25 protein-coding genes and 1 other RNA gene are annotated in these 26,309 nt (G+C 69.0%); 14 read left to right on the forward strand and 12 right to left on the reverse strand.

Annotated features, from left to right (window positions below):
- Positions 1-43: 43 nt before the first annotated feature.
- From miaB to ffs, 9 genes are all read left to right on the forward strand, one after another.
- Entirely contained in the window at positions 44-1,369 is a 1,326-nt protein-coding gene (gene miaB / locus A6A05_RS01375; protein ID WP_068496718.1) for a tRNA (N6-isopentenyl adenosine(37)-C2)-methylthiotransferase MiaB, read from the forward strand.
- On the forward strand, positions 1,366-2,346 hold the full coding sequence (locus tag A6A05_RS01380; RefSeq protein WP_082910599.1) for a PhoH family protein: 981 nt from the start codon (positions 1,366-1,368) through the stop codon (positions 2,344-2,346). Before miaB ends, A6A05_RS01380 begins: the two co-directional genes overlap by 4 nt.
- On the forward strand, positions 2,343-2,867 hold the full coding sequence (gene ybeY / locus A6A05_RS01385; protein ID WP_068496720.1) for an rRNA maturation RNase YbeY: 525 nt from the start codon (positions 2,343-2,345) through the stop codon (positions 2,865-2,867). Before A6A05_RS01380 ends, ybeY begins: the two co-directional genes overlap by 4 nt.
- Positions 2,864-3,799, forward strand: coding sequence for a hemolysin family protein (locus tag A6A05_RS01390; protein WP_068496721.1), 936 nt, complete (start codon positions 2,864-2,866; stop codon positions 3,797-3,799). Before ybeY ends, A6A05_RS01390 begins: the two co-directional genes overlap by 4 nt.
- Positions 3,799-5,403 carry an apolipoprotein N-acyltransferase gene (lnt, locus tag A6A05_RS01395; protein ID WP_082910600.1) on the forward strand — a complete coding sequence of 535 codons (1,605 nt, stop codon included), beginning with the start codon at positions 3,799-3,801 and terminating at the stop codon, positions 5,401-5,403. Before A6A05_RS01390 ends, lnt begins: the two co-directional genes overlap by 1 nt.
- 121 nt (positions 5,404-5,524) lie before the next feature.
- Positions 5,525-6,013 (forward strand): helix-turn-helix domain-containing protein, encoded by a 489-nt coding sequence (locus A6A05_RS01400; RefSeq protein ID WP_068496724.1) that lies wholly within the window; start codon positions 5,525-5,527, stop codon positions 6,011-6,013.
- A gap of 234 nt (positions 6,014-6,247) precedes the next feature.
- Complete coding sequence (metK, locus tag A6A05_RS01405) at positions 6,248-7,414, forward strand: methionine adenosyltransferase (RefSeq protein ID WP_068496726.1); 1,167 nt, start codon at positions 6,248-6,250, stop codon at positions 7,412-7,414.
- Between the two features lie 6 nt (positions 7,415-7,420).
- A complete protein-coding gene (gene trmB / locus A6A05_RS01410) occupies positions 7,421-8,137 on the forward strand; it encodes a tRNA (guanine(46)-N(7))-methyltransferase TrmB (RefSeq protein ID WP_068496728.1) in 717 nt (238 codons plus the stop codon).
- Positions 8,138-8,178: 41 nt separating this feature from the next.
- Positions 8,179-8,277: signal recognition particle sRNA small type (ffs, locus tag A6A05_RS01415), an RNA gene on the forward strand.
- Positions 8,278-8,420: 143 nt separating this feature from the next.
- Here ffs and A6A05_RS01420 read toward each other — a convergent pair.
- Positions 8,421-9,002, reverse strand: a complete 582-nt coding sequence (locus A6A05_RS01420; RefSeq protein WP_068496730.1) for a TlpA family protein disulfide reductase — start codon at positions 9,000-9,002, stop codon at positions 8,421-8,423.
- A gap of 17 nt (positions 9,003-9,019) precedes the next feature.
- Here A6A05_RS01420 and argH point away from each other — a divergent pair, with 17 nt between their 5' ends.
- From argH to A6A05_RS01445, 5 genes are all read left to right on the forward strand, one after another.
- Positions 9,020-10,441, forward strand: a complete 1,422-nt coding sequence (argH, locus tag A6A05_RS01425; protein WP_068496732.1) for an argininosuccinate lyase — start codon at positions 9,020-9,022, stop codon at positions 10,439-10,441.
- Positions 10,438-10,629, forward strand: coding sequence for a hypothetical protein (locus A6A05_RS01430; protein ID WP_068496734.1), 192 nt, complete (start codon positions 10,438-10,440; stop codon positions 10,627-10,629). The genes argH and A6A05_RS01430 overlap by 4 nt, the downstream gene beginning before the upstream one ends.
- Positions 10,626-11,894, forward strand: coding sequence for a diaminopimelate decarboxylase (gene lysA / locus A6A05_RS01435; RefSeq protein ID WP_068496736.1), 1,269 nt, complete (start codon positions 10,626-10,628; stop codon positions 11,892-11,894). The genes A6A05_RS01430 and lysA overlap by 4 nt, the downstream gene beginning before the upstream one ends.
- A 6-nt stretch (positions 11,895-11,900) precedes the next feature.
- Positions 11,901-14,183 (forward strand): DUF4175 domain-containing protein, encoded by a 2,283-nt coding sequence (locus A6A05_RS01440; RefSeq protein ID WP_068496738.1) that lies wholly within the window; start codon positions 11,901-11,903, stop codon positions 14,181-14,183.
- A gap of 101 nt (positions 14,184-14,284) precedes the next feature.
- On the forward strand, positions 14,285-15,733 hold the full coding sequence (locus A6A05_RS01445) for a hypothetical protein (RefSeq protein WP_156520840.1): 1,449 nt from the start codon (positions 14,285-14,287) through the stop codon (positions 15,731-15,733).
- Here A6A05_RS01445 and A6A05_RS01450 read toward each other — a convergent pair.
- From A6A05_RS01450 to cobI, 11 genes are all read right to left on the reverse strand, one after another.
- The gene (locus A6A05_RS01450; RefSeq protein WP_068496743.1) at positions 15,720-16,928 is read right to left on the reverse strand and encodes a multidrug effflux MFS transporter; all 1,209 of its coding nucleotides are present in this window, start codon (positions 16,926-16,928) and stop codon (positions 15,720-15,722) included. The genes A6A05_RS01445 and A6A05_RS01450 overlap by 14 nt on opposite strands.
- A gap of 148 nt (positions 16,929-17,076) precedes the next feature.
- Positions 17,077-17,784 (reverse strand): M48 family metallopeptidase, encoded by a 708-nt coding sequence (locus A6A05_RS01455; RefSeq protein WP_068496745.1) that lies wholly within the window; start codon positions 17,782-17,784, stop codon positions 17,077-17,079.
- Positions 17,772-18,167, reverse strand: a complete 396-nt coding sequence (locus tag A6A05_RS01460; RefSeq protein WP_425411930.1) for a YcgN family cysteine cluster protein — start codon at positions 18,165-18,167, stop codon at positions 17,772-17,774. The genes A6A05_RS01455 and A6A05_RS01460 overlap by 13 nt, the downstream gene beginning before the upstream one ends.
- Positions 18,136-19,419, reverse strand: coding sequence for a polyhydroxyalkanoate depolymerase (locus tag A6A05_RS01465; protein WP_068496749.1), 1,284 nt, complete (start codon positions 19,417-19,419; stop codon positions 18,136-18,138). Before A6A05_RS01465 ends, A6A05_RS01460 begins: the two co-directional genes overlap by 32 nt.
- A gap of 198 nt (positions 19,420-19,617) precedes the next feature.
- Positions 19,618-20,934: a cobyrinic acid a,c-diamide synthase CobB gene (locus A6A05_RS01470; RefSeq protein ID WP_068496751.1), complete on the reverse strand. Its 1,317-nt coding sequence runs from the start codon at positions 20,932-20,934 to the stop codon at positions 19,618-19,620.
- 1 nt (position 20,935) lies between these two features.
- Entirely contained in the window at positions 20,936-21,544 is a 609-nt protein-coding gene (locus A6A05_RS01475; protein ID WP_068496752.1) for an SCO family protein, read from the reverse strand.
- A gap of 12 nt (positions 21,545-21,556) precedes the next feature.
- Positions 21,557-22,312, reverse strand: a complete 756-nt coding sequence (locus tag A6A05_RS01480) for a sulfite exporter TauE/SafE family protein (RefSeq protein WP_068496754.1) — start codon at positions 22,310-22,312, stop codon at positions 21,557-21,559.
- Positions 22,309-23,082, reverse strand: a complete 774-nt coding sequence (gene cobA / locus A6A05_RS01485) for a uroporphyrinogen-III C-methyltransferase (RefSeq protein WP_068496756.1) — start codon at positions 23,080-23,082, stop codon at positions 22,309-22,311. The genes A6A05_RS01480 and cobA overlap by 4 nt, the downstream gene beginning before the upstream one ends.
- Complete coding sequence (gene cobM / locus A6A05_RS01490) at positions 23,079-23,840, reverse strand: precorrin-4 C(11)-methyltransferase (RefSeq protein WP_068496758.1); 762 nt, start codon at positions 23,838-23,840, stop codon at positions 23,079-23,081. Before cobM ends, cobA begins: the two co-directional genes overlap by 4 nt.
- A 3-nt stretch (positions 23,841-23,843) precedes the next feature.
- Complete coding sequence (gene cobJ, locus A6A05_RS01495; protein WP_068496760.1) at positions 23,844-25,631, reverse strand: precorrin-3B C(17)-methyltransferase; 1,788 nt, start codon at positions 25,629-25,631, stop codon at positions 23,844-23,846.
- Positions 25,628-26,308 (reverse strand): precorrin-2 C(20)-methyltransferase, encoded by a 681-nt coding sequence (gene cobI, locus A6A05_RS01500; protein ID WP_068496761.1) that lies wholly within the window; start codon positions 26,306-26,308, stop codon positions 25,628-25,630. The genes cobJ and cobI overlap by 4 nt, the downstream gene beginning before the upstream one ends.
- Between the last annotated feature and the right edge of the window lies 1 nt (position 26,309).

Consider the following 26,309-nt stretch of genomic DNA (forward strand, 5'->3'; position numbering starts at 1 on the left):
TTCCTAACCTGCAGATGGGGCCGCATTCCGCGGCCGAACGGCTGTGACCAAGAAGCTTTTCGTCAAGACCTACGGCTGCCAGATGAACGTCTACGATTCCGCCCGCATGGCGGACGTGTTGGCGCCGCTGGGTTATGCCCCGACCGACGGCCCGGAACAGGCCGACATGGTCATCCTCAATACCTGCCACATCCGCGAGAAGGCATCCGAGAAGGTATTCTCGGAACTGGGCCGTTTGCGTCTTTTGCGGGCCGAGCGCGGCCAGCCGATGATCATCGCCGTCGCCGGCTGCGTCGCCCAGGCCGAGGGCGAGGAGATCCTGCGCCGCGCCCCCTTCGTTGACATCGTGCTGGGGCCGCAGACTTATCACCGCCTGCCCGAGATGGTGGCGCAAGCTGCGCGCGCCGGGGGCGCGGTGCTGGATACCGAATTCCCGCCCGAGCCGAAATTCGACTTCCTGCCCGCCCCCCAGGCCGACGGCGCCGCCGCCTTCTTGTCGGTGCAGGAAGGCTGCGACAAGTTCTGCACCTTCTGCGTGGTGCCCTATACACGGGGCGGCGAATATTCGCGCCCCGCCAGCGCCATCCTGGACGAGGCCCGCGAATTGGCCCGGCAAGGGGTGGTCGAGCTGACCCTGTTGGGCCAGAACGTCAATGCCTGGACCTCGGACGGCTGGGGCCTGGGCCGGCTGATCCGCGAGGTCGCCGCCATCGACGGCATCAGCCGGCTTCGTTACACCACCTCGCATCCGCGCGACATGGATGACGACCTGATCTTGGCCCATGCCGAAGTGGACGCGCTGATGCCGTTCCTGCATCTGCCGCTGCAATCGGGTTCGAACCGCATCCTGGAGGCGATGAACCGCCGCCACGACCGCGACACCTACCTGCGCCTGGCCGAGCGGCTGAAGATTGCCCGGCCCGACCTGGCGCTGGCCTCCGACTTCATCGTCGGCTTCCCCGGCGAGACCGATGCCGATTTCGCCGATACCCTGGACATCGTCCGCCGGATCGGTTTCGTGCAGACCTATTCCTTCAAATATTCGGCCCGCCCCGGCACCCCGGCCGCCAACCTGCCGAACCAGGTCCCCGAGCCGGTCAAGGAAGAGCGGTTGGCCGAACTGCAGGCCCTGCTGCTCGAACAGACCAAGGCCTTCAACCAGGCCTGCGTCGGCAAGCGGATGAGCGTGCTGCTGGACCGCCCCGGCCGCCGCCCCGGCCAGTTGGTCGGCCGCAGCCCCTATATGCAGCCGGTCCATGTCGACGATGTCGGCGATCGCCGCGGCCAGGTGGTCGAGGTCGAAATCGCCGAGGTCCACCCCAACTCGCTGAAGGCGGTCGCAATCGCCGCGGAAAGGAAACGGGCGTGACCAAGCCAGCCATCGCCCCGCCCGCCTTGGTGCTGCGCGAATTCGCCGACAACGCCCTGCTGCAGATTCTGTTCGGCCCCCACAATGCCAATCTCGGCCGCATCGAGCAGGTGCTGGGCGTCGCCGTCAACACGCGGGGCAACAGTGTCGAACTGTCCGGCCCGCCCGAGGTCGCCGCCGAGGCGGCCCGCGCGCTGGACGATCTGTACGCCCTGGCCGGGCGCCAGGGCCACCTGGAAACCGCCGACGTCGATGCCGCCCTCAGGATGACCCGGCGCGCCGCCGCCTCGTCCGCCCCCGATCTGGTCCTGCGCACCAGGAAGCGCCACATCGCGCCGCGCACCCCGGTCCAGGCCGATTATCTGGAAGCGCTGGGCCGCGATTCGCTGGTGTTCGGCCTGGGCCCGGCCGGCACCGGCAAGACCTATCTGGCGGTGGCCAAGGCGGTGTCGATGATGCTGGAAGGCCAGGTCGATCGCATCGTGCTGTCACGCCCGGCGGTCGAGGCCGGCGAGCGGCTGGGCTTCCTGCCCGGCGACCTGAAGGACAAGGTCGATCCCTATCTGCGCCCGCTGTACGACGCCCTGCACGACATGCTGCCGGGCGACCAGGTGATGAAGAAGCTGACCACCGGCGATATCGAGGTGGCGCCGCTGGCCTTCATGCGCGGGCGCACCCTGGCCAATTCCTTCGTCATCCTGGACGAGGCGCAAAACACCACCACCATGCAGATGAAGATGTTCCTGACCCGCATGGGCGAGCATTCGCGCATGGTGGTGACCGGCGACCTGTCGCAGACCGACCTGCCGCCCGGCACCAAGTCGGGCCTGAAGGACGCCCTGGAAATCCTGGACGGCGTGCCCGGCGTGTCGTTCGTCACCTTCACCGACCGTGACGTGGTGCGCCACGATCTGGTCACCCGCATCGTGCGCGCCTATGACCGCGCCGAACGCAAGCGCAAGGACCCCAAGGCATGAGCGAAACCGCCATCGACGTCGCGGTGAGCATCGAGGACGAAGGCTGGAGCGAGGCCCTGCCCGGGGCGGTGGAACTGTGCCGCACCATGGCCGCCGCCGCCCTGCAGGAAGGCGCCGGCGAGCTGGACGGCCCGGCGGTCGAGATCAGCATCGTGCTGACCGACGATGCCCAGGTGCAGGAACTGAACCGCGACTGGCGCGGCCAGGACAAGCCGACCAATGTGCTGAGCTTCGCGGCGCTGGACGACCTTGACGCACCGCCGGCTCCGATCGGCGCGCCGATCCTGTTGGGCGACGTGGTGCTGGCGCTCGAGACCTGCCGGCGCGAAGCGGACGAACAGGGCAAAAGCCTGGCCCATCACACCGCCCATCTGGTGGTGCATGGCGTGCTGCACCTGTTGGGCTGGGACCACGAGGAGGACGAGGTGGAGGCCAACGAGATGGAGCGCCTGGAAACCAAGGTCCTGGCCGCGTTCGGCATCGCTGACCCTTATGCGCAGGCCGAGGGCGAACGGCGATGAACGACCCGCACCCTCCGCAGCCCCGGAATGGCGGGGCGCACGAGACCAATCCGGCCGCGACCTCGGCGGTCGATGACAGCCTGTTCCAGACCTTCCGCGCCTGGGTGCGCCAGTTGCGCCGCTCGAAGGGCGCCGAGACGGTGCGCGAGGCGCTCGAGGAACTGATCGAGGACCGCGACGATTCCGGCGTTCCCATCGACGACCACGAACGGGTCCTGTTGGGCAACATCCTGCATCTTCGGGACGTCACCGCCTATGACGTCATGGTGCCGCGCGCCGACATCGTCGCCGTCGAGGCCGAAAGCGGGCTGGCCGAACTGACCGAATTGTTCACCCGCTGCGGCCATTCGCGCCTGCCGGTCTATCGCGGCACCCTGGACGACGTCATCGGCATGGTCCACCTGAAGGACCTGATGGCGGTGATGCGGGTCGACAAGCCGTTCGAACTGCACCGCATCGTCAGGCGCGTGCTGTTCGTGTCGCCGGCCATGCGCGCCACCGACCTTTTGCTGGAAATGCGCCTGAAGCGCACCCACATGGCGCTGGTGGTCGATGAATATGGCGGCATCGACGGCCTGGCCACCATCGAGGACGTGGTCGAACAGATCGTCGGCGAGATCGAGGACGAACACGACCGCGCCACCGACCCCGACATGGTGGTCCGCCCCGACGGGGTGATCGAGGCCGACGCCCGCACGCCGCTGGCCGAGTTCGAGGACGTGGTCGGCCAGGTGCTGACCGACGAGGAACGCGACGACGTCGATACATTGGGCGGCCTGGTGTTCTTCATCGCCGGCCGGGTGCCGGCGCGCGGCGAGTTGATCAACCATCCGTCGGGGCTGGAATTCGAGGTCACCGACGCCGACCCGCGCCGGGTCAAGTGGCTGAGGGTGCGCCGCATCGTCGCCGCCGACGCGACCGAGGAATCCTGATGAATACCGCCGCCTGCGCCCTGGCTCGCGCCACCCCTGGCGGGTTCGGCTGGGCCGGGGCGGGGGCGGCCTGGCTGTCGGCCCTGACCGGCTGGCGTCGGCGCGGCCTGACCCTGGCCTTGGGTTTGCTCGCCACCTTGTCGCTGCCGCCCCTGGGCCTGTGGCCGGTCTTGCTGCCGTCCTTGTGCGGCCTGGTCTGGCTGCTGGCCGGCGCCCGCTCGCGCTTCGCCGCCTTCGGCACCGGGTGGTGGTGGGCCTGGGGCTTCTATTCCGTCGGCTTCTATTGGATCGGCAACGCCATGCTGATCGAGGCCGACCGCTTCGCCTGGATGATCCCGTTCGCCACCATCGGGCTGGCCGGGGTGCAGGCGCTGGCCATCGGATCAGCCACCTGGGCGGTGCATCTGTTGAAGCTGGCCGGCCTGGCCCGCATCCTGGCCCTGGCCGGTACCTGGACCTTGGCCGAATGGCTGCGCACCTGGGTCGGCACCGGATTTCCGTGGAATCCCATCGGCTCGATCTGGGACGCGGTGCCGGCGGTGGCCCAGGCCGCCTCGGTGCTGGGCGTGCTGGGGCTGGGGACGCTTTCGCTCCTGATCTTCACCCTGCCGGCCTTGGCCGCCGATTTCCGCCCGACCCGCCACAAGCTGGCGGCGCTGATCGCGGCAGGCCTGCTGCTGGCCGGCCTGTGGGCGGCCGGCGGGGCGCGTCTGGCGGCCAATCCCACCGAAGCGGTCGATGGCATCCGGTTGCGCCTGGTCCAGGCGGCCATCTCCCAAAGCCACAAATGGAAGGACGAGCTGCGCGAGGCGCATCTGCTCGACCATCTGAACCTGTCGCGCGGGCCGGGCTTCGACCAGGTCACCCATGTCGTCTGGCCGGAAACGGCCGCGCCTTACTTCCTGGATCTCGACGACCGTCACCGGGCGCTGGTGGCCAGCGCGGCGCCGCTGGGCGGCATGGTCCTGACCGGGGCGCCGCGTGTCACCCCCCGGGGCGTCGAGCCGGTGACCCTGTGGAACAGTCTGATGGCCATCGACGCCGCCGGCCAGGTCCTGGGACTTTACGACAAGGTCCATCTGGTGCCGTTCGGCGAATACGTGCCGCTGCGCGCCGTGCTGCCCATCGCCAAGATTACCCATGGCGGCATCGACTTCTCGCCCGGGACGGGGCCGGTGACCTTGTCGCTGCCCGGTCTTCCGCCGTTCGCGCCGTTCATCTGCTACGAATCGGTGTTTCCCGGCGCGATCGCCGACCGCGGCGGCACGCGGCCGCTCTGGCTGCTGACCGTCACCAACGACGCCTGGTTCGGACGCTCGGCCGGCCCGTACCAGCATCTGGCCGCCGGTCGCATGCGCGCCATCGAGGAAGGCGCACCGCTGGTGCGCGCCGCCAATACCGGCATCTCGGCGGTGATCGACCCGGTGGGTCGCACCGTCGCCCGTCTCGACCTCGGCCAGCGCGGTATCGTCGATTCCATCCTGCCCCAGGCCGCCGCCCCTACTTTGTTCTCGCGGTGGGGAAACGGCGCCGCGTTGGCTTTGGCCCTATCTTTGGTCATAATTGGCTTTTTCCTGCGGCGCATGGAATCTATAGAGCGCTAACAATCGGCTGACGGGTCTGTTCCCGCCGCCCTCTCCCGGTTGACTTGCATACAAATTGGTCCGTATTGTATGGTCATCGCCTCGCGGCACAATATTTCATCAAGTCAGGGATTGAGAACCGATGGTCACAGCTCCGCGCAATGCAAAGACAGGCCCGCGCAAGGGCGGCAATCGCGGCCGCACACCCTCGGGCAAGCCGAACCCGATCGACGTCCATGTCGGCGCCCGCGTCCGGCTGCGCCGCACCCTTCTCGGCATGAGCCAGGAAAAGTTGGGCGAGGCCCTGGGCCTGACCTTCCAGCAGGTCCAGAAGTACGAGCGTGGCGCCAACCGCGTCGGCGCCAGCCGTCTGTTCGACCTGTCTCGCGTCCTCGACGTGCCGGTCAGCTTCTTCTTCGACGACATGGACGACCAGTTGAAGGAGCAAAGCCCGGCGCTGATCGCCGGCATCGGCGAACTGGCCGAGTTGCCGGCCCATTTCGAGCACGATCCCATGGCCAAGCGCGAAACGCTTGAGCTGGTCAGGGCCTATTACCGCATCACCGACCCGCAGGTCAGGAAGCGGGTTTACGAGCTGGCCAAGGCGCTGGCCGAGGTCGCCGGAGCCTGAACCGGGCATCGAGGGCGGGGCCGACACCCCGCCCTTTTCGATAAGGCTTGACGAAGCCTCTCCCCGCCTGCCACAAGAGCGACCCTGGGGTGCGTGCCGCGCGTCCCACGTGGAGATTTGTGACCGCTTGCCGCCACGAAAAACACCGGCTAAGTGGGTGCATCGCTGATGTCGGTCAAGGCGGCCGGTCCGGTGCCCCTGGTCCAATACACTGGAACTAGGAGGGCTTGCCCCGTGTCGAAGAAGAATTTCCTGTTCACGTCCGAATCCGTTTCTGAAGGCCATCCCGACAAGGTGTCCGACCGCATCTCCGACGCCGTCGTCGATGCCTTCTTGGCCGCCGACCCCTTTTCGCGCGTCGCCGTCGAGACCTTGACCACCACCAACCTGATCGTGCTGGCCGGCGAAGTGCGCGGCCCGGCCTCGGTCAATGCCGCCCTGATGGAAGATATCGCCCGTCACGCCGTCAAGGATATCGGCTACGAGCAGGACGGCTTCCACTGGAAGAACGCCCAGGTCCAGGTCCATGTCCACCAGCAATCCGCCGACATCGCCGTCGGCGTCGATTCGGCCGGCGACAAGGATGAAGGCGCCGGCGACCAGGGCATCATGTTCGGCTATGCCTGCAACGAGACCCCGGTCTTGATGCCGGCCCCGATCTATTACGCCCACGAGATCCTGAAGAGCCTGGCCGAGGCCCGTCACTCGGGCGCCCAGCCGCTGCTGGGTCCGGACTCGAAGTCGCAGGTCACCTTGGAATATCGCGACGGCAAGCCGGTGCGCGCCACCTCGGTGGTGGTGTCGACCCAGCACGATGCCAGCCTGTCCCAGGCCGACGTCCGCGAGATCGTCCGCCCGCACGTCCTGGACGTGCTGCCGGAAGGCTGGATGTGCCCGGAAGAGACCTTCTACGTCAACCCGACCGGCCGTTTCGTCATCGGCGGCCCGGACGGCGATTGCGGCCTCACGGGGCGTAAGATCATCGTCGACACCTACGGCGGCGCGGCCCCCCATGGCGGCGGCGCCTTCTCGGGCAAGGATCCGACCAAGGTCGATCGTTCGGCCGCATATGCGTCGCGCTATCTGGCCAAGAACGTCGTCGGCGCCGGCCTGGCCGACAAGTGCGTCATCCAGCTCAGCTACGCCATCGGCGTGTCCAAGCCCCTGTCGGTCTATGTCGATACCTACGGCACTGGCCGCGTCGACGAGGACAAGCTGTCCAAGGTTCTGCAGGAACTGATGGATCTCAGCCCGCGCGGCATCCGTACCCATCTGGCCCTCAACAAGCCGATCTACGCCCGCACCTCGGCTTACGGCCATTTCGGCCGCAATCCGGACGCCGACGGCGGCTTCTCGTGGGAGAAGCTGGATCTGGTCGATCAGTTGAAGCGCGCCTTCTGACGCCTGATGAGCGATCATCCTGAAAATGCGCGGGTCCCCACCAAGGACCCGCGTTTTTTTGGCCGACGCAGCGGCAAGCGCCTGCGTCCGGCGGCGCTTGACCTGTTGGCCAACCTGCTGCCTCGCCTGGCTGTCACCGCGCCGACCGAAGGCCAGACCGTCGACCCCAAGGCCCTGTTCGACCCGGCCCCGGCCCAGCTGTGGCTGGAAGTCGGCTTCGGCGGCGGCGAGCATGTCGCCGCCCAGGCGCGGGCCTATCCAGGAATCGGCATCATCGGCTGCGAGCCGTTCAAGAACGGCATCGCCAGCCTGCTGACCCACATCAAGACCGGCGAGATCACCAATGTCCGCATCTTCGCCGACGATGCGCGCCGCCTGTTGCCGTCCTTCCCCGATGCCTGCCTGAACCGGGTGTTCGTGCTGTTCCCCGACCCCTGGCCCAAGACCCGCCATGCCGAGCGCCGCTTCATCGGCCCGGACAATCTGGACCTGTTGGCCCGCCTGATGGAAGACGGCGCCGAGCTGCGCGTCGCCTCGGACGACCCGGTCTACCAGGATTGGGCCACCCACCAATTGCGAGCCCACCCGGCCTTCACCGAACTGCAGGTGACCACCGACCGTTCGCTGCTGCCGCCCGATTGGCCAGCGACCCGTTACGAGCAGAAATGCCTGGCCGGCCGGCCGCCGGTCTTCTTCCGCTTCGCCAGGAAGGCGCGGGTGTAGAGAATCCTTGCAATCGATCCCGACTCCCCCGATATTCCCGCCGGGAGATCGGCGCGGACGGACCCGTCGCCAACCCGGTCAGGTCCGGAAGGAAGCAGCCGTAACGATTTCCGGTCCGGGTCGTGTCCGGTCTCCCACCTGAAAAGCCGCCCCCCTCGGGGCGGCTTTTCGGGTTTTTTGCGCGAGGCGCATGCCCGTGCCGGGCCGGCTCAGTCGTATTATGCGCGGGGCGCTGCCCGTGCCGGGCCGGCTCAAACGCCGCCGGGCTTAAAAGAAATGGCGACTAGCGTTCGGCCAGCAGGGCCTTGACCGTCGCCACCGCTTCCTCGCCCACCCAATCATAGGCCCCCTCGCCGCGCCACACCTCGCGGCCCTCGGCATCGATCAGGATCGAGGTCGGCAGCAGCGCGCCGGCGAAGTCGCCGGGCGGAGCATTATAGATCGCCAGCGCACTCAGCCCGGCATGGTCGAACCAGCGTTTGACGATGGCCGCGCCGCCCTTGTCCAGCGAGATCGCCACCACCTGGAAGCCGTCGCCGCCCAGCTTGGCCTGCAGCCGATCCAGCGACGGCATCTCGGCCACACAGGGCGGGCACCAGGTCGCCCACAGATTGACCAGCACCACCCGACCCTTGAAGCGGGCGAGGTCAAGCCGCGCCCCGGTGTGGTCGGTGAAGGCGAACCGGGGCGCTGCCTTGCGCTTGCCCGGCGGTGCCGCCGCGATCAATGCTTCCGAGACGCTTGGGTTGCTTGGCCGTTCGGTGTAGCTTGTGCCCAGCACGGCCACCGCCACGCCCGCAGCCACCGCCAGCAACAGCGCCAGGGCGGCCCAGGGGAGGCCAATGCCCGAATTGCCCGACTTCATCGTTTCAAGGTCCTTGCATGTCCACTGAAAAGCCCAACCAGCCCGCCGCGTCCTCGATGTGGGGCGGCCGCTTCGCCGTCGGCCCGGCGGCGATCATGAGCCGAATCAACGCCTCGATCGATTTCGACAAGCGTCTTTACGCCCAAGACATCCGGGGCTCGCAGGCCCATTGCCGGATGCTGGTGCGCCAGAAGATCCTGACCGAAGCCGATGGCGACGCCATTGTGCAGGGCTTGGAACAGGTTCGGCAAGAGATCGAAAGCGGCCAGTTCCGTTTCAGCCACGAGTTGGAAGACATCCACATGAATGTCGAGGCCCGCCTGGCCGAGCTGATCGGCGAGGCGGCCGGCCGGCTGCACACCGCGCGCTCGCGCAACGATCAGGTCGCCACCGACTTCCGCCTGTGGGTCAGGGACGCCATCGACGGCATGGACGGCGCCCTGAAAGGCCTGCAGCAGGCCCTGATCACCCGGGCCGAGGAACATGCCGCCACCGTGATGCCCGGCTTCACCCACCTGCAGGCGGCCCAGCCAGTCACCTTCGGCCATCACATGCTGGCCTATGTCGAGATGATCGGCCGCGATCGCGGCCGCCTGGCCGACGCCCGCGTCCGCCTCAATGAATGCCCGCTGGGCTCGGCGGCGCTGGCCGGCACCTCGTTCCCGATCGACCGCCATTTCACCGCCGCCCAGCTGGATTTCGCCGCCCCCATGAACAATTCGCTGGACGGCGTGTCCGACCGCGATTTCGCGCTGGAATTCATGGCGGCCTGCTCGATCTGCGCCGTCCACCTGTCGCGCCTGGCGGAAGAGTTGGTGATCTGGACCTCGGCCCAGTTCCGCTTCGTCACCCTGTCCGACGCCTTCACCACCGGCTCGTCGATCATGCCGCAAAAGCGCAACCCCGACGCCGCCGAGCTGATCCGCGCCAAGACCGGACGGGTGATCGGCGACCTCAACGCCCTGCTGATCGTCATGAAGGGCCTGCCGCTGGCTTATTCCAAGGACATGCAGGACGACAAGGAACCGGTGTTCGAGGTGGCCGACACCATGGAACTGTCCATCGCCGCCATGACCGGCATGATCGGCGACATGAAGGTCAACACCCTTATCCTGAAGGCCGCCGCCGGGGCCGGCTTCACCACCGCCACCGACATCGCCGATTGGTGCGTGCGCGAATTGAAAATGCCGTTCCGCCGCGCCCACCATGTCGCCGGATCGCTGGTCAAGCTGGCGGAATCCAAGGGCTGCGACATCGACCAGCTGTCCCTGGACGAGATGCAATCGGTCGAGCCCGGCATCACCGAACAGGCCCGCGCCGTGCTGGCGGTCGATCATTCGGTGGCCAGCCGCGTCTCGTTCGGCGGCACCGCGCCGCTGCGCGTGCGCGAACAGGTGGCCGCCGCCCGGGCCAAGTGGCTGGAAGGCGGCGCCCGATGAACCGCCGCACCCTGCTGGCCGCCCTGGCCGGTGCCCTGGCCTGTGCCCCCCTCGCCGCCTGCGGCCGGCGCGGTTCGGTGATCCCGCCCGAGGGCTCGACCTATCCGCGCCACTATCCTAACGTCAGGTTCCCCAGCGAGAAGAAGACAGAACAACCGTCCGAGAACGAGCCCGAGGACCAAAAATGAACCATTTCGACTATATCAACGGCCGCCTGCATGCCGAGGGCGTGCCGCTGGACACCATCGCCGCCCAGGTGGGGACGCCGTTCTATTGCTATTCCACCGCGACCCTGGTCCGCCATTACACGGTGTTCGCCGAGGCCCTGTCCAAGGCCGGCCTGGACGCCACCATCTGCTTCGCCCTGAAGTCGAACCCCAACATCGCCGTGGTGCGCACCCTGGCCGAGCTGGGCGCCGGCGCCGACGTGGTGTCGGAAGGGGAATTGCGCCAGGCCCTGGCCGCCGGCGTGCCGCCGTCGCGCATCGTCTTCTCGGGCGTCGGCAAGACCCGGCGCGAGCTGGAATTCGCCGTCGCCAAGGGCATCATGCAGATCAACGTCGAGTCCGAACCCGAACTCGAGGCGCTGTCCGACATCGCCGCGGCGCGCGGCGTCCGCATGCCGATCGCGCTGCGCGTCAACCCGGACGTTGACGCCGGCACCCATGCCAAGATCACCACCGGCAAGAAGGAAAACAAGTTCGGCATCGAATGGACCCGCGCCCACGAGGTCTATCGCAAGGCCCAGTCCCTGCCGGGGATCGAGGTGGTGGGCATCGCCTGCCATATCGGCTCGCAATTGACCGATGTCGCGCCCTTCCGCGAGGCCTTCCTGCGGGTGCGCGACCTGGTGGCGATCCTTCGGGCCGACGGCATCGACATCCGCCGCCTGGATTTGGGCGGCGGCCTGGGCGTGCCCTACGAGAACGAGACCCCGCCCCATCCCGACCTTTATGCCGAGGCGATCCGCGCCACCCTGGGCGACCTGGGCTGCCGCATCGTGTTGGAACCGGGCCGCCTGCTGGTCGGCAATGCCGGCATCATGGTGTCGCGGGTGGTCTATATGAAGGAAGGGGCGACCCGGACCTTCGCCATCGTCGATGCCGCCATGAACGATTTGATGCGCCCGGCCCTTTACGACGCCCACCATGCCATCTTGCCGGTGGTCCAGCCCGACCCCAAGGCCGGCATCATCGCCGTCGATGTGGTCGGCCCGGTGTGCGAGACCGGCGACACCTTCGCCCGCCAGCGCCCGTTGCCGCCCTTGGCCGAGGGCGACCTGCTGGTGTTTCGCACCGCCGGCGCCTATGGCGCGGCGATGTCGTCGACCTATAATTCCCGGCCGCTGATCCCCGAGGTGCTGGTCAAGGGCGATCAGTTCGCCATCGTCCGCGCCCGGCCGTCCTATGAAGAGATGCTGGCGCTGGAAAGCCTGCCCGACTGGTTCGGCTAAGGGCTGATGAAGGCGGCGACCACGGACCTTGCCGCTCCGACCCGCTGGCTGGCGGCGGCGCGGCTGGTCCTGTGGCTGGAAGCGGTATGGCCGCGCCTGGTGGCCCTGGCCTCGCTGGCGGCCGCCTTCGCCGCGCTGGTCCTGTTCGACGCCTTGCCGCGTCTGCCCGGCGGGGTCCATCTGGCGGTGCTGGTTTCCTTCGCCGTCACCGCCGCCTGGATCAAGCTTGATCTGATCCGTCACTGGCCACGCCCGACCCTGGACCAGGCGGCGCGACGCCTGGAACAAGACAGCGGCCTGCCCCACCGCCCGCTGGCGGCGCTGACCGACCGGCCGGTCGGCGGCGATTGCCTGCTTTGGGCCGATCATCGCCGCCGCGCCGCCCACGCCCTAACCGCCTTGCGGCTGGCGCCCCCTCGGTCCGACATGGCGGCGCGCGACCCCTATGGCTGGCGGGCCGGCGCCCTGCTGCTGCTGGTCGTCGCCCTGGCCGGCGGCACCGGCGAGGTTTGGGCCCGCCTGGGCCGGGCGGTGTCGCCGCCGGTCCTGCCCGGCACCCTGGCCCCCGAGCGCCTCGATGTCTGGCTGACCCCGCCGGCCCATACCGGCATTGCCCCACTGTCGCTTGGCCCCGGCCAGCGGGTGACGGTCCCGGCCGGCAGCCGGGTGATGGCCAGCGCCACCGGCGGCTGGGGCGGCCTGAGCCTGGCGGCCGACGGCCATCGCCTGGATTTCGAGCCGATGGGCGACGGTGAAAGCCGGGCCGAGACGGCGCTGACCCACAGCGGGCGGCTAATGATCCGGCAATGGGGCTTCGAGCTGGCCGGCTGGCAGGTCGATACCGTCGCCGACGCCCTTCCCTCCATTTCCTTCACCGAACCGCCGCAGGCGGCCGAGCGCGGCCGGCTGCGGGTGGCGGTGTCGGCGTCGGACGATTACGGGCTGGGCCGGATATGGCTGGAAATCCGCCGCGCCGGGCTGGACCACCAGGCCGAACCGCTGCTGGTGCCGCTGCCGCTGGCCGGCACCCAGCCCAGAAATGTGCAGATGGACAGCTGGCACGATTTGTCGGCCCATCCGTGGGCCGGCCTGCCGGTGACCCTGCGCCCGCTGGCCGCCGATTCCGTCGGCCAGACCAGCGGCGGCGAATGGGTGGCGATGACCCTGCCGGAACGCGCCTTTCGCCATCCCGGCGCCCGCGCGGTGATCGAGCAGCGCCGCCAATTGACCCTGTCGACCGTGCGGGTGCTGGACGTGGTGGTGGCCCTGGACGCCATCAGTGCCGATCCCGCCCGGTTCGGCGATGACGTTGTGGCCTTCCTGGCCCTGCGCGTCGCCCGCCACGCCCTGCTGGACGAGAATCACGACCCGGCCGAGTTGCAGGACCTGTTGTGGAACGCCGCGCTGCGCATCGAGGATGGCGACCTGGCCGCCGCCGAGCGCAGCCTGGAAGAGGCGCGGCGCGCCGTCGAGCAGGCGGTCGCCGAAGGCGCGCCCTCCGGGCGGATCGATCAATTGCTGAGCGCCTTCCAGGCGGCGATGGAGCGCTGGCTGCGGGCGATGACGGCCCGCAGCCCCCAGGGCGGCGGCCCCATGGACGATGCCGCGCGGGTGGTCGATGCCGAAGACCTGGCGGCGATGCTGGAGGCTGCGCGCGAGATGGCCCGCAACGGCGCCCACGAGGCGCTGGCGGCGTTACTGAAGGACCTGTCCGATCTGCTGCAATCCATCGAGCGCGGCGACGACACCGCCCCGCCGGTCGAGGGCATGGCCGAGCTGCAGGCGGTAATCCGCCGCCAGCAGGCCCTGCTGGATTACAGCCACCGCCAAAGCCAGGCGCCGGCAGCGGCGTCCGGGGCGGCCTCGGCCCAGGGCCAGGAGCAGGTGGCCCGCGCCCTGGCCGAGGCGGCCTCCAAGCTGGCCGGATCGCTGGGCCAAGCGATGCCCGGCCTGGACCAGGCCGGCGAGTCCATGGGCCTGGCCGCCCAGGCCTTGCGCGCCGACGATTGGAAGCAGGCCGCCCAGGCGCAGAACCAGGCGCTTGACCTGTTGCGTCAGGGGGCGGCGGCGGCAGAGCGGATGGCCATGGGCGGCGCCCGGCCCGGCGGCCGCGATCCGCTGGGCCGCCCGGCCCCCGGCCATGCCGACGACGGCACCACCCGGGTTCCCCACCGCGCCGAGCTCAACAAGTCGCAGCGCATCCTGGATGAATTGCGCCGGCGCTCGGCCGACCCCGCCCGCCCGCCGGGCGAGCGCGACTATCTGCGCCGCCTGCTGCGGCAATTCTGACACCTCTGCCCTGAACCCTTGTCGAAACTGGCCGGCCCGCCCATGTGCTAGGGTGTTGACATGATGGCACGACGACCTGGGGGCGGTCGGGGAGGGGCGAGATGTTCCACCACCTATGGTCACGGTTGTTCGGCGGTGCCGGACACCGCAAATCGTCGTCGGCGGGCGCACCCGCTTCCGACGGTGCCGGTTCCGCCAAGCCCGAGAAACAAAGGCGCCTGTCCCCGTTCGAGCAGGCGGTCCAGGCGCTGGCGGCGCGGCCCGATGGCGGTGCCGGCCGGGTCCGCGCGGTGTCGCTGGGCGATTTCCGCGAAGCCGTCGGCGACAAATGGCCGCGGCTGGCCGACAAGGTGGCGATCATCGTCGACAACCTGATCCGTCGCTATATCGGGGCCGGCAACGCTTGGCAGCGCCACGGCGAAGATTCCTGGCTGCTGGCCTTCACCGCGATCGATGCCGACGAGGCCCGGCGGATCGTCACCCTGATCGCCCAGGAAATCAGCCGCCACCTGCTGGGCGAGGGCTGCGTCGGCGGCGAACGTCCGCTGGCGTCGGCGGCCTGTCTGTCGGCCGGCAAGACATTGTCCGCCGACGGCCGCGTCGATGGCCGGGTGGTCCAGACCGCCCTGGCCGAAACCCACGCCTTCGTCGAGCATCTGGACCCCAATGCCGCCGACCCCGGCTGGCAACGGATGGAGGCGCCGGCCCATCGGGTGGTCGATGCCCAGCCCTGGACGCCGATCGTGGTGGCCAAGAAGCATCTGGTCCCGTCACCCTGGCAGAGTGTCGGCGCCCTGACCGGCGAGACCCGCCTGTCGCTGTTGTGGCGGCCGACCTGGGTGGCCTCGAGCGAGGCGATTTCCGCCTATTGCGCCCGGGTGGTCCGCGTCGATGGCCCGGCAAGCCCCCCGCTGGAAGGCGGCCAGGCCTACCCCGAGGGCGACGATGCCACCGCCTTCGCGATCGACCGCTTCGTCACCGCCAACGCCATGCGCGACCTCAAGACCGCGCTGGCGGCCGGCCGCGCCGGCACGGTGATCGTGCCGCTGTGCTGGAGCTCGTTGCGGCTGGATCGCCGCGCCGCCCTGCTGCCCCTGTTCGCCGAGCTTCAGGCCGACGAACGCCAGCGCCACCTGTCGCTGGAAGTGTTCCGCATTCCCGACGACGCCGAACCCCAAGCGGTGGCGGAAGTCACCCGCTTCCTGCAGGGCCTGTGCGGCGACGTGCTGTTAAGGGTGCGGGTGTCGTCGGACCTGCTGTGCCGGGTCGATGAATTGGGCGGGGCCAAGGTCGGGCTGGACCTGTCCGAACTGCGCGACGAGGAACGGATGAACGACCAGCGCCTGCTGCAGACCCTGGAAAGCCTGCAATGCAGCGCGACCCAGGCCGGCGCCGGCTGCTATCTGTGGAGCGCCAGGCGCCGCAACGTCGTCGGCGAGGTGGTCGGCTCGGGCTTCGACATGGTCAACGGCCCCGGCCTGATGAAGGATGTCGGCCGACCGGCTGCGGTGGTGCCGGCCCCGCGCCAGCGCTTCGTCAACTCCGATTGACGGGGCGGACCAGAAGCAGGAAAACCACCAGCGCGCCGCAGGCCATCACCGCCGCCAGGCTGGTCAAGGCCCGGGTCGAATGGTCGAACAAGGCGGCATGCAGCCAGCCGGCGGTGCCGCCCAGCACCATCTGGACGAAGCCGACCAGGGCCGAGGCCGACCCGGCCATGCGCGGATGCGGCGCGATGGCCCCGGCGGTGCTGTTGGGCAGCACCAGGGCGGCGGCCAGGAACAGCACCATCATCGGCAGCAGCACCGCCTGGAAGGTCTGGACGTTGCTCCAGGACAGCCCGGCCGCCACCAGCCCGGCGGCGGCACACAGGATTGCGCCGATCAGCACGGTGCGGTCCAGACCGATCCGCCCGGTCCAGCGCCCGGCGACGAAGCCGCCGACGATATAGCCCGAGATGACGATGGCGAAGCCGAAGCCGAAGAAGGCCGGGGCCAGACCCATGACGTCGATCAGCACGAAGGACGAGGCCGAGATGAAGGTGAACATCGCCCCGAAGGTGAAGGCCACCGTCAGGGTGTAGCCCAGCACCAGCCGATCGGTCAGCAGGGCGCGGTAATTGCCCAGCATGCGGATCGGCGAAAGCGCGTGCGGGTCCTTGTGGGCGTTGGTCTCGTCCAGCCAGCGCCACACGCCCGCCAACAGCACCAGGCCGAACACGGTCAGCAGCACGAAATTCGAGCGCCAGCCGAACAAGGTGTGGAACCAGCCGCCGGCGATGGGGGCGGCGAACGGGGCCAGCGCCATGGCCGAGGCCATGTAGGACAGCACCTTGGCCGCCTGTTCGCGCGGATAGACGTCGCGCACCACGGCGCGGCCGACCACCGGGCCGCAGCAGGCGCCCAAGGCCTGCAGGAAGCGTGAGGCGATCAGCGCCTCGATCGAGGGTGCCAGCATGCAGGCCAGCGAGCCGGCCAGATAGATCACCACGCCGGCCATCAGCACCGGCCGGCGACCGAAGCGGTCGGACAGCGGGCCATAGATCAGCATCGCCGTGGCGAAACCGGCCAGGAACACCGACAGCGTCAGCTGCACCATCTCGACGCTGGTGTGGAAATCGCGCGCCATGTCGGGCAGCGAGGCCAGATAAAGATCGGTCGAGATCGGCCCGAAGGCGACCAGCCCGGTCAACAATGCGGCGACGGGAAACGAGGTCGGGGCCGGGCGGCCGGTGTTGATGGTCATGGAACCGGGATCTGAATGTCTGACTTGGTGAGTGGCACATTAGGTCCGTGCAAAAGTCCCTCGCTTCGCTCGGTGTACTTTTGCACGTTGATTCAAAGGGAGAAAAGTACACCGAGGCGAAGCCGAGGGACTTTTTCACGGGGACACATTACCCGATCAGGTGCAGCCCCGCACCGTGTCTTTTCAGCCAGCCGCGCGCGCGGGCCGCATCGGGAGTCAAGGACGCCACCACATTCCAGAAGGCCGGCGAGTGGTTCATCTCGACCAGATGGGCCAATTCGTGCGCCACCACATAGGCCAGCACCCATTCCGGCGCCATCACCAGCCGCCAGGAAAAGGACAGATCGCCACGGCTCGAACAGCTGCCCCAACGTGACCTGGTGTCGCGGATGGTCAGCCGCCCGGCCCGACGTCCCAGCCGGGCCGAAAGTTCGCCGACATGGCGGGCGATGATTGCTTTGGCCTGATTGCGCAGGAAGGCGGTGACCCGGCGCGGCACCTGTTCGGCCAGGCCCGACACGCACAGCTCGGCCGTTTCGATCCACACGCCGCGGCGGGCGGCGGGGCAATGGCGGATGAGATGGGGTTCGCCCAGGATGTCCACGGATTGGCCGGGCTCGAGCGACTGGCTGGCCGGTAGCCGGGCCAGGCGTTCGGCCACCCAGGCCCGATGGGCCAGCAGGAAGCGTTCGGCGTCGGCGCGAGACGCGCGGGGCGGCAGCACCAGCACCACGCCGCGCAGCGGGTCGATGCGGATGGCGGTGCGCTTGGCCAGGGCCGAGCGGCGCACGGTCACCGCAACCACCCGGCCGCCCAGATCCAGCGCGATGGTGGCGCTTTCGGCTATTCGGGCCACGTCACGATGTGCCGCGACAAGGGTCCGGCGCGGTTTTCCGCCACCGCCCGGCCGCGCACCGAAATGCCGGCGCGGTGCACGGTTTCCGGGTCGCCCGACACCAAAGGGTGCCACCAGGGCAGGCTTTTGCCCTCGCTCAGCAGGCGATAGGCGCAGGTGGACGGCAGCCAGCGCAGCTTCAGGACCTCGTTGGCCGACAGCTTGACGCAATCGGGAACGTGTTCCTTGCGGTGCGGGTAGTTGCCGCACCGGCAGGTGCCCAGATTCAACAGGCGACAGGCGACTTCGGTGTAATGGATGTCGCCCGTATCCTCGTCTTCCAGCTTATGCAGGCAGCACTTACCGCACCCGTCACACAGGGACTCCCACTCGGTCCTGCTCATCAAGTTCATGGGCTTTGTCCGCCAGAACGGTGAGCTTGTCATGCGTCCGGATGAAGTCGCGGACATGGGGATAGATCTCCTCGCGCCAGCGGCGCCCGTTGAACACACCGTAATGGCCGACCTTGGCCGCGACATGGTGGACGCGCATCGAGTCGGGCAGGCTGGAACACAGGCGGTGCGCCGCCTCGGTCTGGCCCAGGCCGGTGATGTCGTCCTTCTCGCCCTCGATGGTCATCAGCGCCGTGTGGCGGATCTTCGAGGGATCGACGGCGCGGCCCCGGCTTTTCATGATGCCGTCCGGCAGATGGTGTTCGATGAACACCGTCTGCAGGGTCTGCAGATAATACTCCGCCGGCAGGTCCATCACCGCCAGATATTCGTCATAGAACTCGCGGTGCTTCTCGGCCGAATCGCCGTCGCCGCGCACCATGTTGTGGAACAGCTTCAGATGCTCGCCGACATGGCGCTCGGGGTTCAGGCTCATGAAGCCCTGCAATTGCAGGAAGCCCGGATAGACCCGGCGGCCGCGCCCGTGATGGACGAACGGCACGGTCTGGATGACATGGCTTTCGAACCACGACAACGGCTTGGTGGTGGCGACCTCGTTGACCTTGGTCGGGTTGATGCGGGTGTCGATCGGGCCGCCCATCAGCACCAGCGAACTGGGCTGGCGCGGGTCTTCGTCCTCGGCCATCAACGACACCGCCGCCAGCACCGGCACCGACGGCTGGCACACCGCCAGCACATGGGTGTCGGCGCCCAGGAAGTGCAGGAACTCGCGGACATAATCGATGTAATCGTCCAGCGTGAACGGCCCGTGCTCCAGGCCGACATCGCGGGCGTCGATCCAGTCGGTGATATAGACGTCATGGTCGGGCAGCAAGGTCTCGACCGTGCCGCGCAGCAGCGTCGCGTAATGGCCCGACATCGGCGCCACCACCAGCACGCGGGGGTCGCGGCGGTCGGTCTGGCGCTGGAAGTGCAGCAGGTTGCAGAACGGCTTCTCGTAGACCACCACCTCGCGCACCGCGACTTCCGTCCCGTCGATCACTGTGGTCGGCAGCTCGAATTCCGGTTTGGCGTAGCGCCGGGTGGTGCGCTCGATCAGTTCGGCGCTGGCGGCGACGGCTCGGCCCATACTGGTATAGGCCATCGGCATCCACGGGTGAGAATACATGGTCTGAACGGCCTCGACCCACAGGCGGACCGGAGCGACCGCAGCATGCTGAAGCTCGTGGAGATGATAGAGCATCGACTCTTCCTTCGTACCGATTGCGACCACACAGTAGTTTTGTTACCCAAACACGGGTGGCCTGGCAATAAAATTATATTCTGTTACTGACCTGCGAAATAACCTTCCGGCTATCACCGTCTTGTCTAATTTGTGCACTGCAGTATGAGCCGCAAGCGGGGGCGAAAGTCAAGCTGCCCGTCGGCCAAGCCGGCCAGCTCAGCTCCGGTCGATCAGGTGCAGGAACGAGGCGACCACCGAACCCTTGGCCAAACCGGCCGGTCCCAGCGCCTGGCCGGCGGCGTCGCTGGCCTCGAACAAGGCCGGCGCCGGTCCCTGACCGGTGATGCTGGCATAGTGGAATTCATGGCCTCGATAAATGGTCCCGGCCGGCCCCAGCGCCCCGTCGGCCAGCAGCCGGGCCCGGCGATAGCCCAGATGCAGCCGCCTGGTCTTGAAGCTGGTTTCCAGCGGCAGCAGCCCGGCCATGGCGTGGCGGTGGCCATCGGCATCCTCGATGCCGTCGCCCAGCACCATGAAGCCGCCGCATTCGCCGAACACCGGAGCGGACCGCCCGGCCAGGCGCCGCAGGCCCGCCAGGAAGGTGCCGGCCTGGGACAAGTGGGCGCCGTGCAGTTCCGGATAGCCGCCCGGCAGATAGACGGCGTCGCCGTCCGGGGCCTGATCGGCCAGCGGCGAGAAGAAGGTCAGTTCGGCGCCGGCATCGCGCCAGCCCTGCAGCAGGGCCGGATAGGCGAAGGCGAAGGCCTGGTCGCGGGCGACGGCGATGCGCCCGGCCAGCGGCGGCAGCGGATGGGGCACCGGCCCGGCCAAAGCCGACGGCCGCGCCAGGGCCGCCAGGGCATCGACATCGACATGGGCGGCGATGGCGGCGGCGGCCTGGCTTAGGAAGCCGGCCAGGTCGGGATGCTCGACCGCCTGGACCAGCCCGAGATGGCGCGACGGCAGCACCAGATGGGGCAAGGGCGGCACGAAGCCCAAAGGCGCGATGTCGGGGCACATTTCGGCGCAGGCATGGGCGATCAGCCGGCGATGCTTATCGCCCGAAACGCGGTTGAAGATCACCCCGGCAATGGTCACGTCGGGCCGCGCCCGGGCAAAACCCAGCAGCACGGCCCCGGCCGAGGCGGCCTGGCCGCGTGCATCGATCACCAGCACCACCGGCCAGCCGGCCAGGGCCGCCACCTCGGCGGTCGAACCGGTCGCCTGGCCCGGCAAGGAATCGGCGCCGTCGAACAGGCCCATCACCCCTTCGCACACCACCAGATCGGCCGCCATCGACAAGGACGCGGCCAGGCCGGACAGGCTTTGCGGCCGCATCGCCCACGAATCGAGGTTCAGGCAGGGCCGCCCGGTGGCGGCGGCGTGGAAGGCGGGGTCGATATAATCGGGACCGACCTTGGCCGAGGCGACCCGAAGACCGCGCCCGGCCAGATGGGCCAACAGCCCCAGCGTCACCAGGGTCTTGCCGCTGCCCGAGGACGGCGCGGCGATGACGAAGCCGGGAGCGGCCATGCTATTTCAGATGCTTCTTCAGGCCCGCCGCGATGTCTTCGACCCCAACGCCGTGGGGGAAATGCTGGACGAAGCGGCCGTCGGGACCGATCAGGTACAGAATCGACGAATGATCGACGGTGTAGGCGGTGGGATCGTCGCTTTTCACCTTGGCGGCATAGACCTTGAACGCCTTCATCGCCGCCGCCACCTGCTCGTCGCTGCCGGTCATGCCGACCATGTCGGCGGTGAAGGCCGAGACGTAGCCGGCCATCACCTCGGGCGTGTCGCGAGCCGGATCGACGGTGACGAAAACCGGGGTGACCTTGGCGCGCTGAGCCTCGTCCAACCGATCCAGCGCCGAGGTCATCAGGGTCAGCGAGGTCGGACAGACGTCGGGACAGAAGGTGTAGCCAAAATATATCAATAGCCAGCGGCCACGGAAATCCTGGTCGGTGACGGTGCGGCCCTGGTGATCGACCAGGGTGAAGGCACCGCCGATGGCGCCATTGCCGCTGCTGGCCGATTGGTGCTCGGCGCCGGTCCACACCGCCAGGCGGGCGCCGATGGCCAAGGCCACCACCACCGCCACCGCCAGAATCGCCAGCAGGCTCGACCGCCCCTTCTTCATCACGTCCGCTCCCTAGATCATGCGCCAGGCCATGAAGCCCAGCATGCCGGCATTGGCCGCCAACAATAGCGGCGCCCATTTGAGCACCGGTTGCCGCCAGCGCGCTACCGCGAAATGGCCGACGGTGCCGACCAGCACCAGAACCGGCACGGTGCCGGCGGCAAAGGCCACCATCGCCAGGGCGCCGCCGAGCGCGTCGCCGCCGGCCGCCGCCGCCGCCAACGCCGCATACAGCAAACCGCACGGAATGAAGCCCAAGGCCATTCCCAAAAGCCAGCCGCGCCAGCCGGTCGGCGCGGCGAACAAGGGCGCGGCCAGGCGGCCGACATGACGGCCCCACCAGCCCTCGCCGCCGCCCGAGCCGCCGAATAGACCCTTCAGGCGCGGGATGGCCATGCCCAGCAGGAACAGGGCCGCCAAGGCCAGCAGGGCAGCGGCCAGCAGGCGCAAGGCGCCGCCCTGGGCCAGGCGGCCGGCGACGGCGCCGGCCAGGGCGCCCAGCACCGCATAGGTGGTGGCGCGGCCCAGGTGATAGGGGATCAGCAGGGCACCACCCAGGCGCCGCCATTCGTTCATCGCCGAGACGGGAATCGCCTCGAAGCGGGCGGCGGTCTGCGACAGCACGAACGGGCCGCACATGCCGGCGCAATGGGTCAGGCTGCCGACCAGCCCGGTCAGCGCCAGGCTGGTGATCAGGCCGCCATGGTCGGCGACGGCGACGCGGCACACCGCCAGGCCTTGCGTCAGCACGGCCAGGGCGTCGGTCATGCGCCGTCCCACCAATCCAGCACCGAGGCCAAACCCACCACCGGGCCGACCACGATCAAGGCCGGGGCCGGCAGCGGCCGGGCGGCGGCATCGGCGGCAATGCGTTCCAGGTCCGAGATCAGCACCGCCTGGTCGGGCGAAGCGGCCTTGGACACCAGCGCCACCGGGTCGGTGCCCGGCCGGCCGGCCTTGATCAGCCGGGCCGCCAGCTTCTCCAACTGGCGCACCGCCATGTAGAACACCAGGACCTGCGAGCCGGCGCCCAGCTTGTCCCAATCGACATCGGGCGGCAGGTCGCCGTCGGGGCCGTGGCCGGTGACGAAGGTCACCGTCGAATTACACTCCTTGGCGGTCACCGGAATGCCGGCATAGGCCAGGCCGCCGATGCCGGCGGTGATGCCCGGCACGATGCGAAAGGCGATGTTGGCCGCCGCCAGGGCCTGGGCCTCTTCCGGCCCGCGCCCGAACACGAAGGGGTCGCCGCCCTTCAGGCGCAGCACCCGCTTGCCGGCCTGCGCCAACTCGATCAGGCGGGCGGTGATGGCCGCCTGCTTGGGGCTGTCGGCGCCGCCGCGCTTGCCCATGGATTCCAGTTCCGCCCCGGGGGCGGCCAGGGCCAGGATGCGGCGATCGACCAAAGCGTCATGCACCACATGGTCGGCCGCGGCCAGGGCATGGGCGGCCAGCAGGGTCAACAGGCCCGGGTCGCCGGGGCCGGCGCCCACCAGCCAGACGGTGCCGGGCCGGAACTCGGGCAGGGCCAGACTCATGGCTTGGCGGGCCGAAGGATGTGGGTGTGGTCGGGGGCGTAAAGCCGGGAATCGGTGAAATCGGCACCGCCCAGCACGCGGCCGACCAGGATCAGGGCGGTGCGGGTCAGACCTGCATCCTTGACCTTGGCGCGGATGTCGCCCAGCGTGCCCTTGATGAAGGCCTGGTCGGGCCAACTGACCCGATAGGCCACCGCCACCGGGCAATCGGCGCCGTACAGCGGGGTCAGTTCCTTGACCACATGAGCCAGGTTGGCGATCGACAGGTGAATGGCCAGCGTCGCCCCGGTGGCCCCCAGGGTGGCCAGATCCTCGCCCTTGGGCATCGCCGAGGACCGGACCGCCGTGCGGGTCAGGATGATGGTCTGGCTGACGTCGGGCAGGGTCAGCTCGGCCCCCAGGGCGGCAGCCGCCGCCGCGAAGGACGGCACGCCCGGCGTGACGTCATAGGGAATGCCCAATTCGTCCAGCCGGCGCATCTGCTCGGCCACCGCGCCATAGATCGACGGATCGCCGGAATGGACCCGGGCGACATCCTGGCCCTTGTCGTCGGCTTCTTCCATCTCGGCGATGATTTCGCCCAGATTCATCGGCGCGGTGTCGATGATTCGGGCGCCGGGCGGCGCCTCGGCCACCACTTCGGCCGGCACCAGCGAGCCGGCGAACAGGCAGACCGGGCAATTGCGGATCAGGTTCAGGCCGCGCACGGTGATCAGATCGGGGGCGCCGGGGCCGGCGCCGATGAAATGGACGGTCATGATTCAGCTCAACTTCTTGGCATAGCCACGGGGAGTATAGACCCATTCCCGACTGCCCGCACGCATCCGCCGGGTCTCGCTGGAGCCTACCAGCACCAGGGTCAGCATGTCGGCATGGTCAGGAGTCAGCTCGCCCAAGGTGATAATCCGGATGCTTTCCTCGGGCCGGCCCAGCTGGCGGGCCAGGATCACCGGAGTTTCGGGGCCGCGGCCCGAGAGCAGGATGTCGCGGGCGCGCGCCAGCTGGTCGCGGCGGCGCTTCGACACCGGATTATAGAAGCACACCACGAAATCGGCGGCAGCCGCCGCCTGCAGCCGCTTCTCGATGGTTTCCCACGGCGTCAGCAGGTCGGACAGCGAGATGGTGCAGAAATCGTGGTTGACCGGCGCGCCGGCGCGGGCAGCCGCCGCCTGCAGGGCGGAAATGCCGGGGATCACCTGGATTTCGGCCCGCATCCAATCGGCGTGGCGCTCGCGGTCCAGCAATTCGAACACCAGGGTCGCCAGGGCATAGATGCCGGCATCGCCCGAACAGATCAGCGCGACATCCTTGCCGCGCCCGGCCAGTTCAAGCGCCATGCGGGCACGGTCGGCCTCGGCGCCCAGATCGCTTTCGTGGCGGGCCTTGCCCAGGGCCGCATCGCCCAGCAGGTCGAGATAAAGACCATAGCCCACCAGATCGGTGGCGGCGGCGATGGCTGCGCTGGCCTCGGGTGCGCGCCAGCCGGCCCAGCCCGGGCCGATACCGACCACCGACAGCCGGCCGCGCCCACGGCCGACCGCGCCGGCATCGATGCAATCGGGCGAGCGGGCGATGGCCAGGGTGGCGCGCTTCGACTTGGTCTTTTCCACCACCAGAATCGCCTGCGGGCCGGCGGCGGCCAGGGCGGCGCCTTCCGACACGCCGGGGCAGCCGATCTCGCGCGCCACCACCTCGGACGGATTGGCCAGGCGCGGCGCCTCGTCGGCCAGGCGGGCCGGGGTGAAGAAGCGGGCCGGCACGCCCAAACGCTGGGCCAGTTGCAGCACCGCCGGTTCGCAGGCCTTGAGATCGACCGAGACGACGCAGGCGATGGCACCGGCGGCCAGGCTGTTGGCGGCCAGAACCTCATCGACCAGACCTGCCAATTCGGCCGGGTCGCAATCTCGTTCGCAGCCGACGCCCAGGGCCAGGACCGGCGGATGCAGCAGCAATTCGTCCTCGTCGGTGGCGACCGCGTGGTCGGTGACGCGCACCAGCGGCTGGCCGTCCTCGGCCGTCGGCAGTCCGTCCAGCCACTCGGCATTGCCGGCCTCGACTTCCAGGCGCACGCGGCCGCCGGCCAGCAGGGCGGCGGTCACTGGCTTGATTGCGGCCGGGTTGCCGACGCGCCAGCCGGCCGGCGGCTCGTCGAGCGCCAGGCCCAGGGCGACGTCGCCGGCGGTGGTGATGGCAGCCTGGCCGCCGGTCAGCATTGCCACCTGTCGCGCCAGCTGGTTGGCGCCGTGATGGCCGCCCAGAAGCGGCACCACCGCACTGCCGTCCACCGCGACCGCCAGCACCGCCGGCTCGGATTGCTTGTCGGCCAGAAGGGGGGCCACGGCGCGGACCAGGATGCCGGCGGCGCACACGCCGATGATGCGCTTGCCTTGGGCGAACAGCTCGCGCATGTGGGCCATGGTGTCGGCGAACAATTCGTCGGCATCCTCGACCCGGCCGGCCAGGCCGTGCAACTGGGCGCCGGGAACGCCGTTCCGGATCAGGCGGGCGGTGGGCAGGGCGGCTGGGGTCAGGCAAAGAACGACGGTCATGGATGCACCAGGATCAACGAGAAATAGGACAAATCGGCGGAATCGGACAAAGCCACGATGCGCTGGTCGGAAAGCGTGGCGCGCTCGACCACCACGGCGCGCGACGCCAGGCCCAGCCGGGTCAGCAGGGCGGCCAGACGGGCACGGTGGCGGCCGACCTTCATGATCACCGCCGCATCGGATGCCTGCAACAGCGCCTCGATGCGGGCATCGGGGGCGGTGGCGGGGATCACCGCCAGGGCATTGTCCAGCAGGGTCAGGGGCTGCAAGGCGGCAGCCGCCGCGGCCATCGGCGACGACACGCCCGGCACCACGGCGACCGGAAAGCGATCCTTCAGGCGGGCCAGCACATAGATGAACGAGCCGAAGAACAAGGGATCGCCCTCGCACAGCACGCCGACGTCGCGGCCGGCTTCCAGATGGCTGGCGATGGCCCGGCAGGCCCCATCATAGGCGGCGTCGGTGTCGGCGCGGTCGGGGGCGAAGGACAGCCGGATGGCGATCTCGGTCTTGCCGGCCGGGATGAAAGGCGCGGCGATGGTCCGCGCGAAGCCCTCGCCCTCCAGCGGCGCCGGCCAGGCCAGCACCGGCAGCCGCTCCAGCAGGCGGGTCGCCTTGTGGGTGATCAGTTCGGGGTCACCCGGGCCGACCCCGATGCCCCACAGGGTGCCGGTCATG

Source organism: Magnetospirillum moscoviense, from assembly GCF_001650635.1.
GTDB classification, from domain to species: Bacteria; Pseudomonadota; Alphaproteobacteria; order Rhodospirillales; family Magnetospirillaceae; genus Magnetospirillum; species Magnetospirillum moscoviense.

Bases quoted from the DNA above. Each gene is read 5' to 3' on its own strand.
- ybeY (WP_068496720.1), top strand. From the start codon at position 2,343: ATGAGCGAAACCGCCATCGACGTCGCGGTGAGCATCGAGGACGAAGGC.
- A6A05_RS01390 (WP_068496721.1), top strand. From the start codon at position 2,864: ATGAACGACCCGCACCCTCCGCAGCCCCGGAATGGCGGGGCGCACGAG.
- lnt (WP_082910600.1), top strand. From the start codon at position 3,799: ATGAATACCGCCGCCTGCGCCCTGGCTCGCGCCACCCCTGGCGGGTTC.
- A6A05_RS01400 (WP_068496724.1), top strand. From the start codon at position 5,525: ATGGTCACAGCTCCGCGCAATGCAAAGACAGGCCCGCGCAAGGGCGGC.
- trmB (WP_068496728.1), top strand. From the start codon at position 7,421: ATGAGCGATCATCCTGAAAATGCGCGGGTCCCCACCAAGGACCCGCGT.
- A6A05_RS01420 (WP_068496730.1), bottom strand. From the start codon at position 9,002: ATGAAGTCGGGCAATTCGGGCATTGGCCTCCCCTGGGCCGCCCTGGCG.
- argH (WP_068496732.1), top strand. From the start codon at position 9,020: ATGTCCACTGAAAAGCCCAACCAGCCCGCCGCGTCCTCGATGTGGGGC.
- A6A05_RS01430 (WP_068496734.1), top strand. From the start codon at position 10,438: ATGAACCGCCGCACCCTGCTGGCCGCCCTGGCCGGTGCCCTGGCCTGT.
- lysA (WP_068496736.1), top strand. From the start codon at position 10,626: ATGAACCATTTCGACTATATCAACGGCCGCCTGCATGCCGAGGGCGTG.
- A6A05_RS01440 (WP_068496738.1), top strand. From the start codon at position 11,901: ATGAAGGCGGCGACCACGGACCTTGCCGCTCCGACCCGCTGGCTGGCG.
- A6A05_RS01445 (WP_156520840.1), top strand. From the start codon at position 14,285: ATGTTCCACCACCTATGGTCACGGTTGTTCGGCGGTGCCGGACACCGC.
- A6A05_RS01450 (WP_068496743.1), bottom strand. From the start codon at position 16,928: ATGACCATCAACACCGGCCGCCCGGCCCCGACCTCGTTTCCCGTCGCC.
- A6A05_RS01460 (WP_425411930.1), bottom strand. From the start codon at position 18,167: ATGAGCAGGACCGAGTGGGAGTCCCTGTGTGACGGGTGCGGTAAGTGC.
- A6A05_RS01465 (WP_068496749.1), bottom strand. From the start codon at position 19,419: ATGCTCTATCATCTCCACGAGCTTCAGCATGCTGCGGTCGCTCCGGTC.
- A6A05_RS01470 (WP_068496751.1), bottom strand. From the start codon at position 20,934: ATGGCCGCTCCCGGCTTCGTCATCGCCGCGCCGTCCTCGGGCAGCGGC.
- A6A05_RS01475 (WP_068496752.1), bottom strand. From the start codon at position 21,544: ATGAAGAAGGGGCGGTCGAGCCTGCTGGCGATTCTGGCGGTGGCGGTG.
- A6A05_RS01480 (WP_068496754.1), bottom strand. From the start codon at position 22,312: ATGACCGACGCCCTGGCCGTGCTGACGCAAGGCCTGGCGGTGTGCCGC.
- cobA (WP_068496756.1), bottom strand. From the start codon at position 23,082: ATGAGTCTGGCCCTGCCCGAGTTCCGGCCCGGCACCGTCTGGCTGGTG.
- cobM (WP_068496758.1), bottom strand. From the start codon at position 23,840: ATGACCGTCCATTTCATCGGCGCCGGCCCCGGCGCCCCCGATCTGATC.
- cobJ (WP_068496760.1), bottom strand. From the start codon at position 25,631: ATGACCGTCGTTCTTTGCCTGACCCCAGCCGCCCTGCCCACCGCCCGC.
- cobI (WP_068496761.1), bottom strand. From the start codon at position 26,308: ATGACCGGCACCCTGTGGGGCATCGGGGTCGGCCCGGGTGACCCCGAA.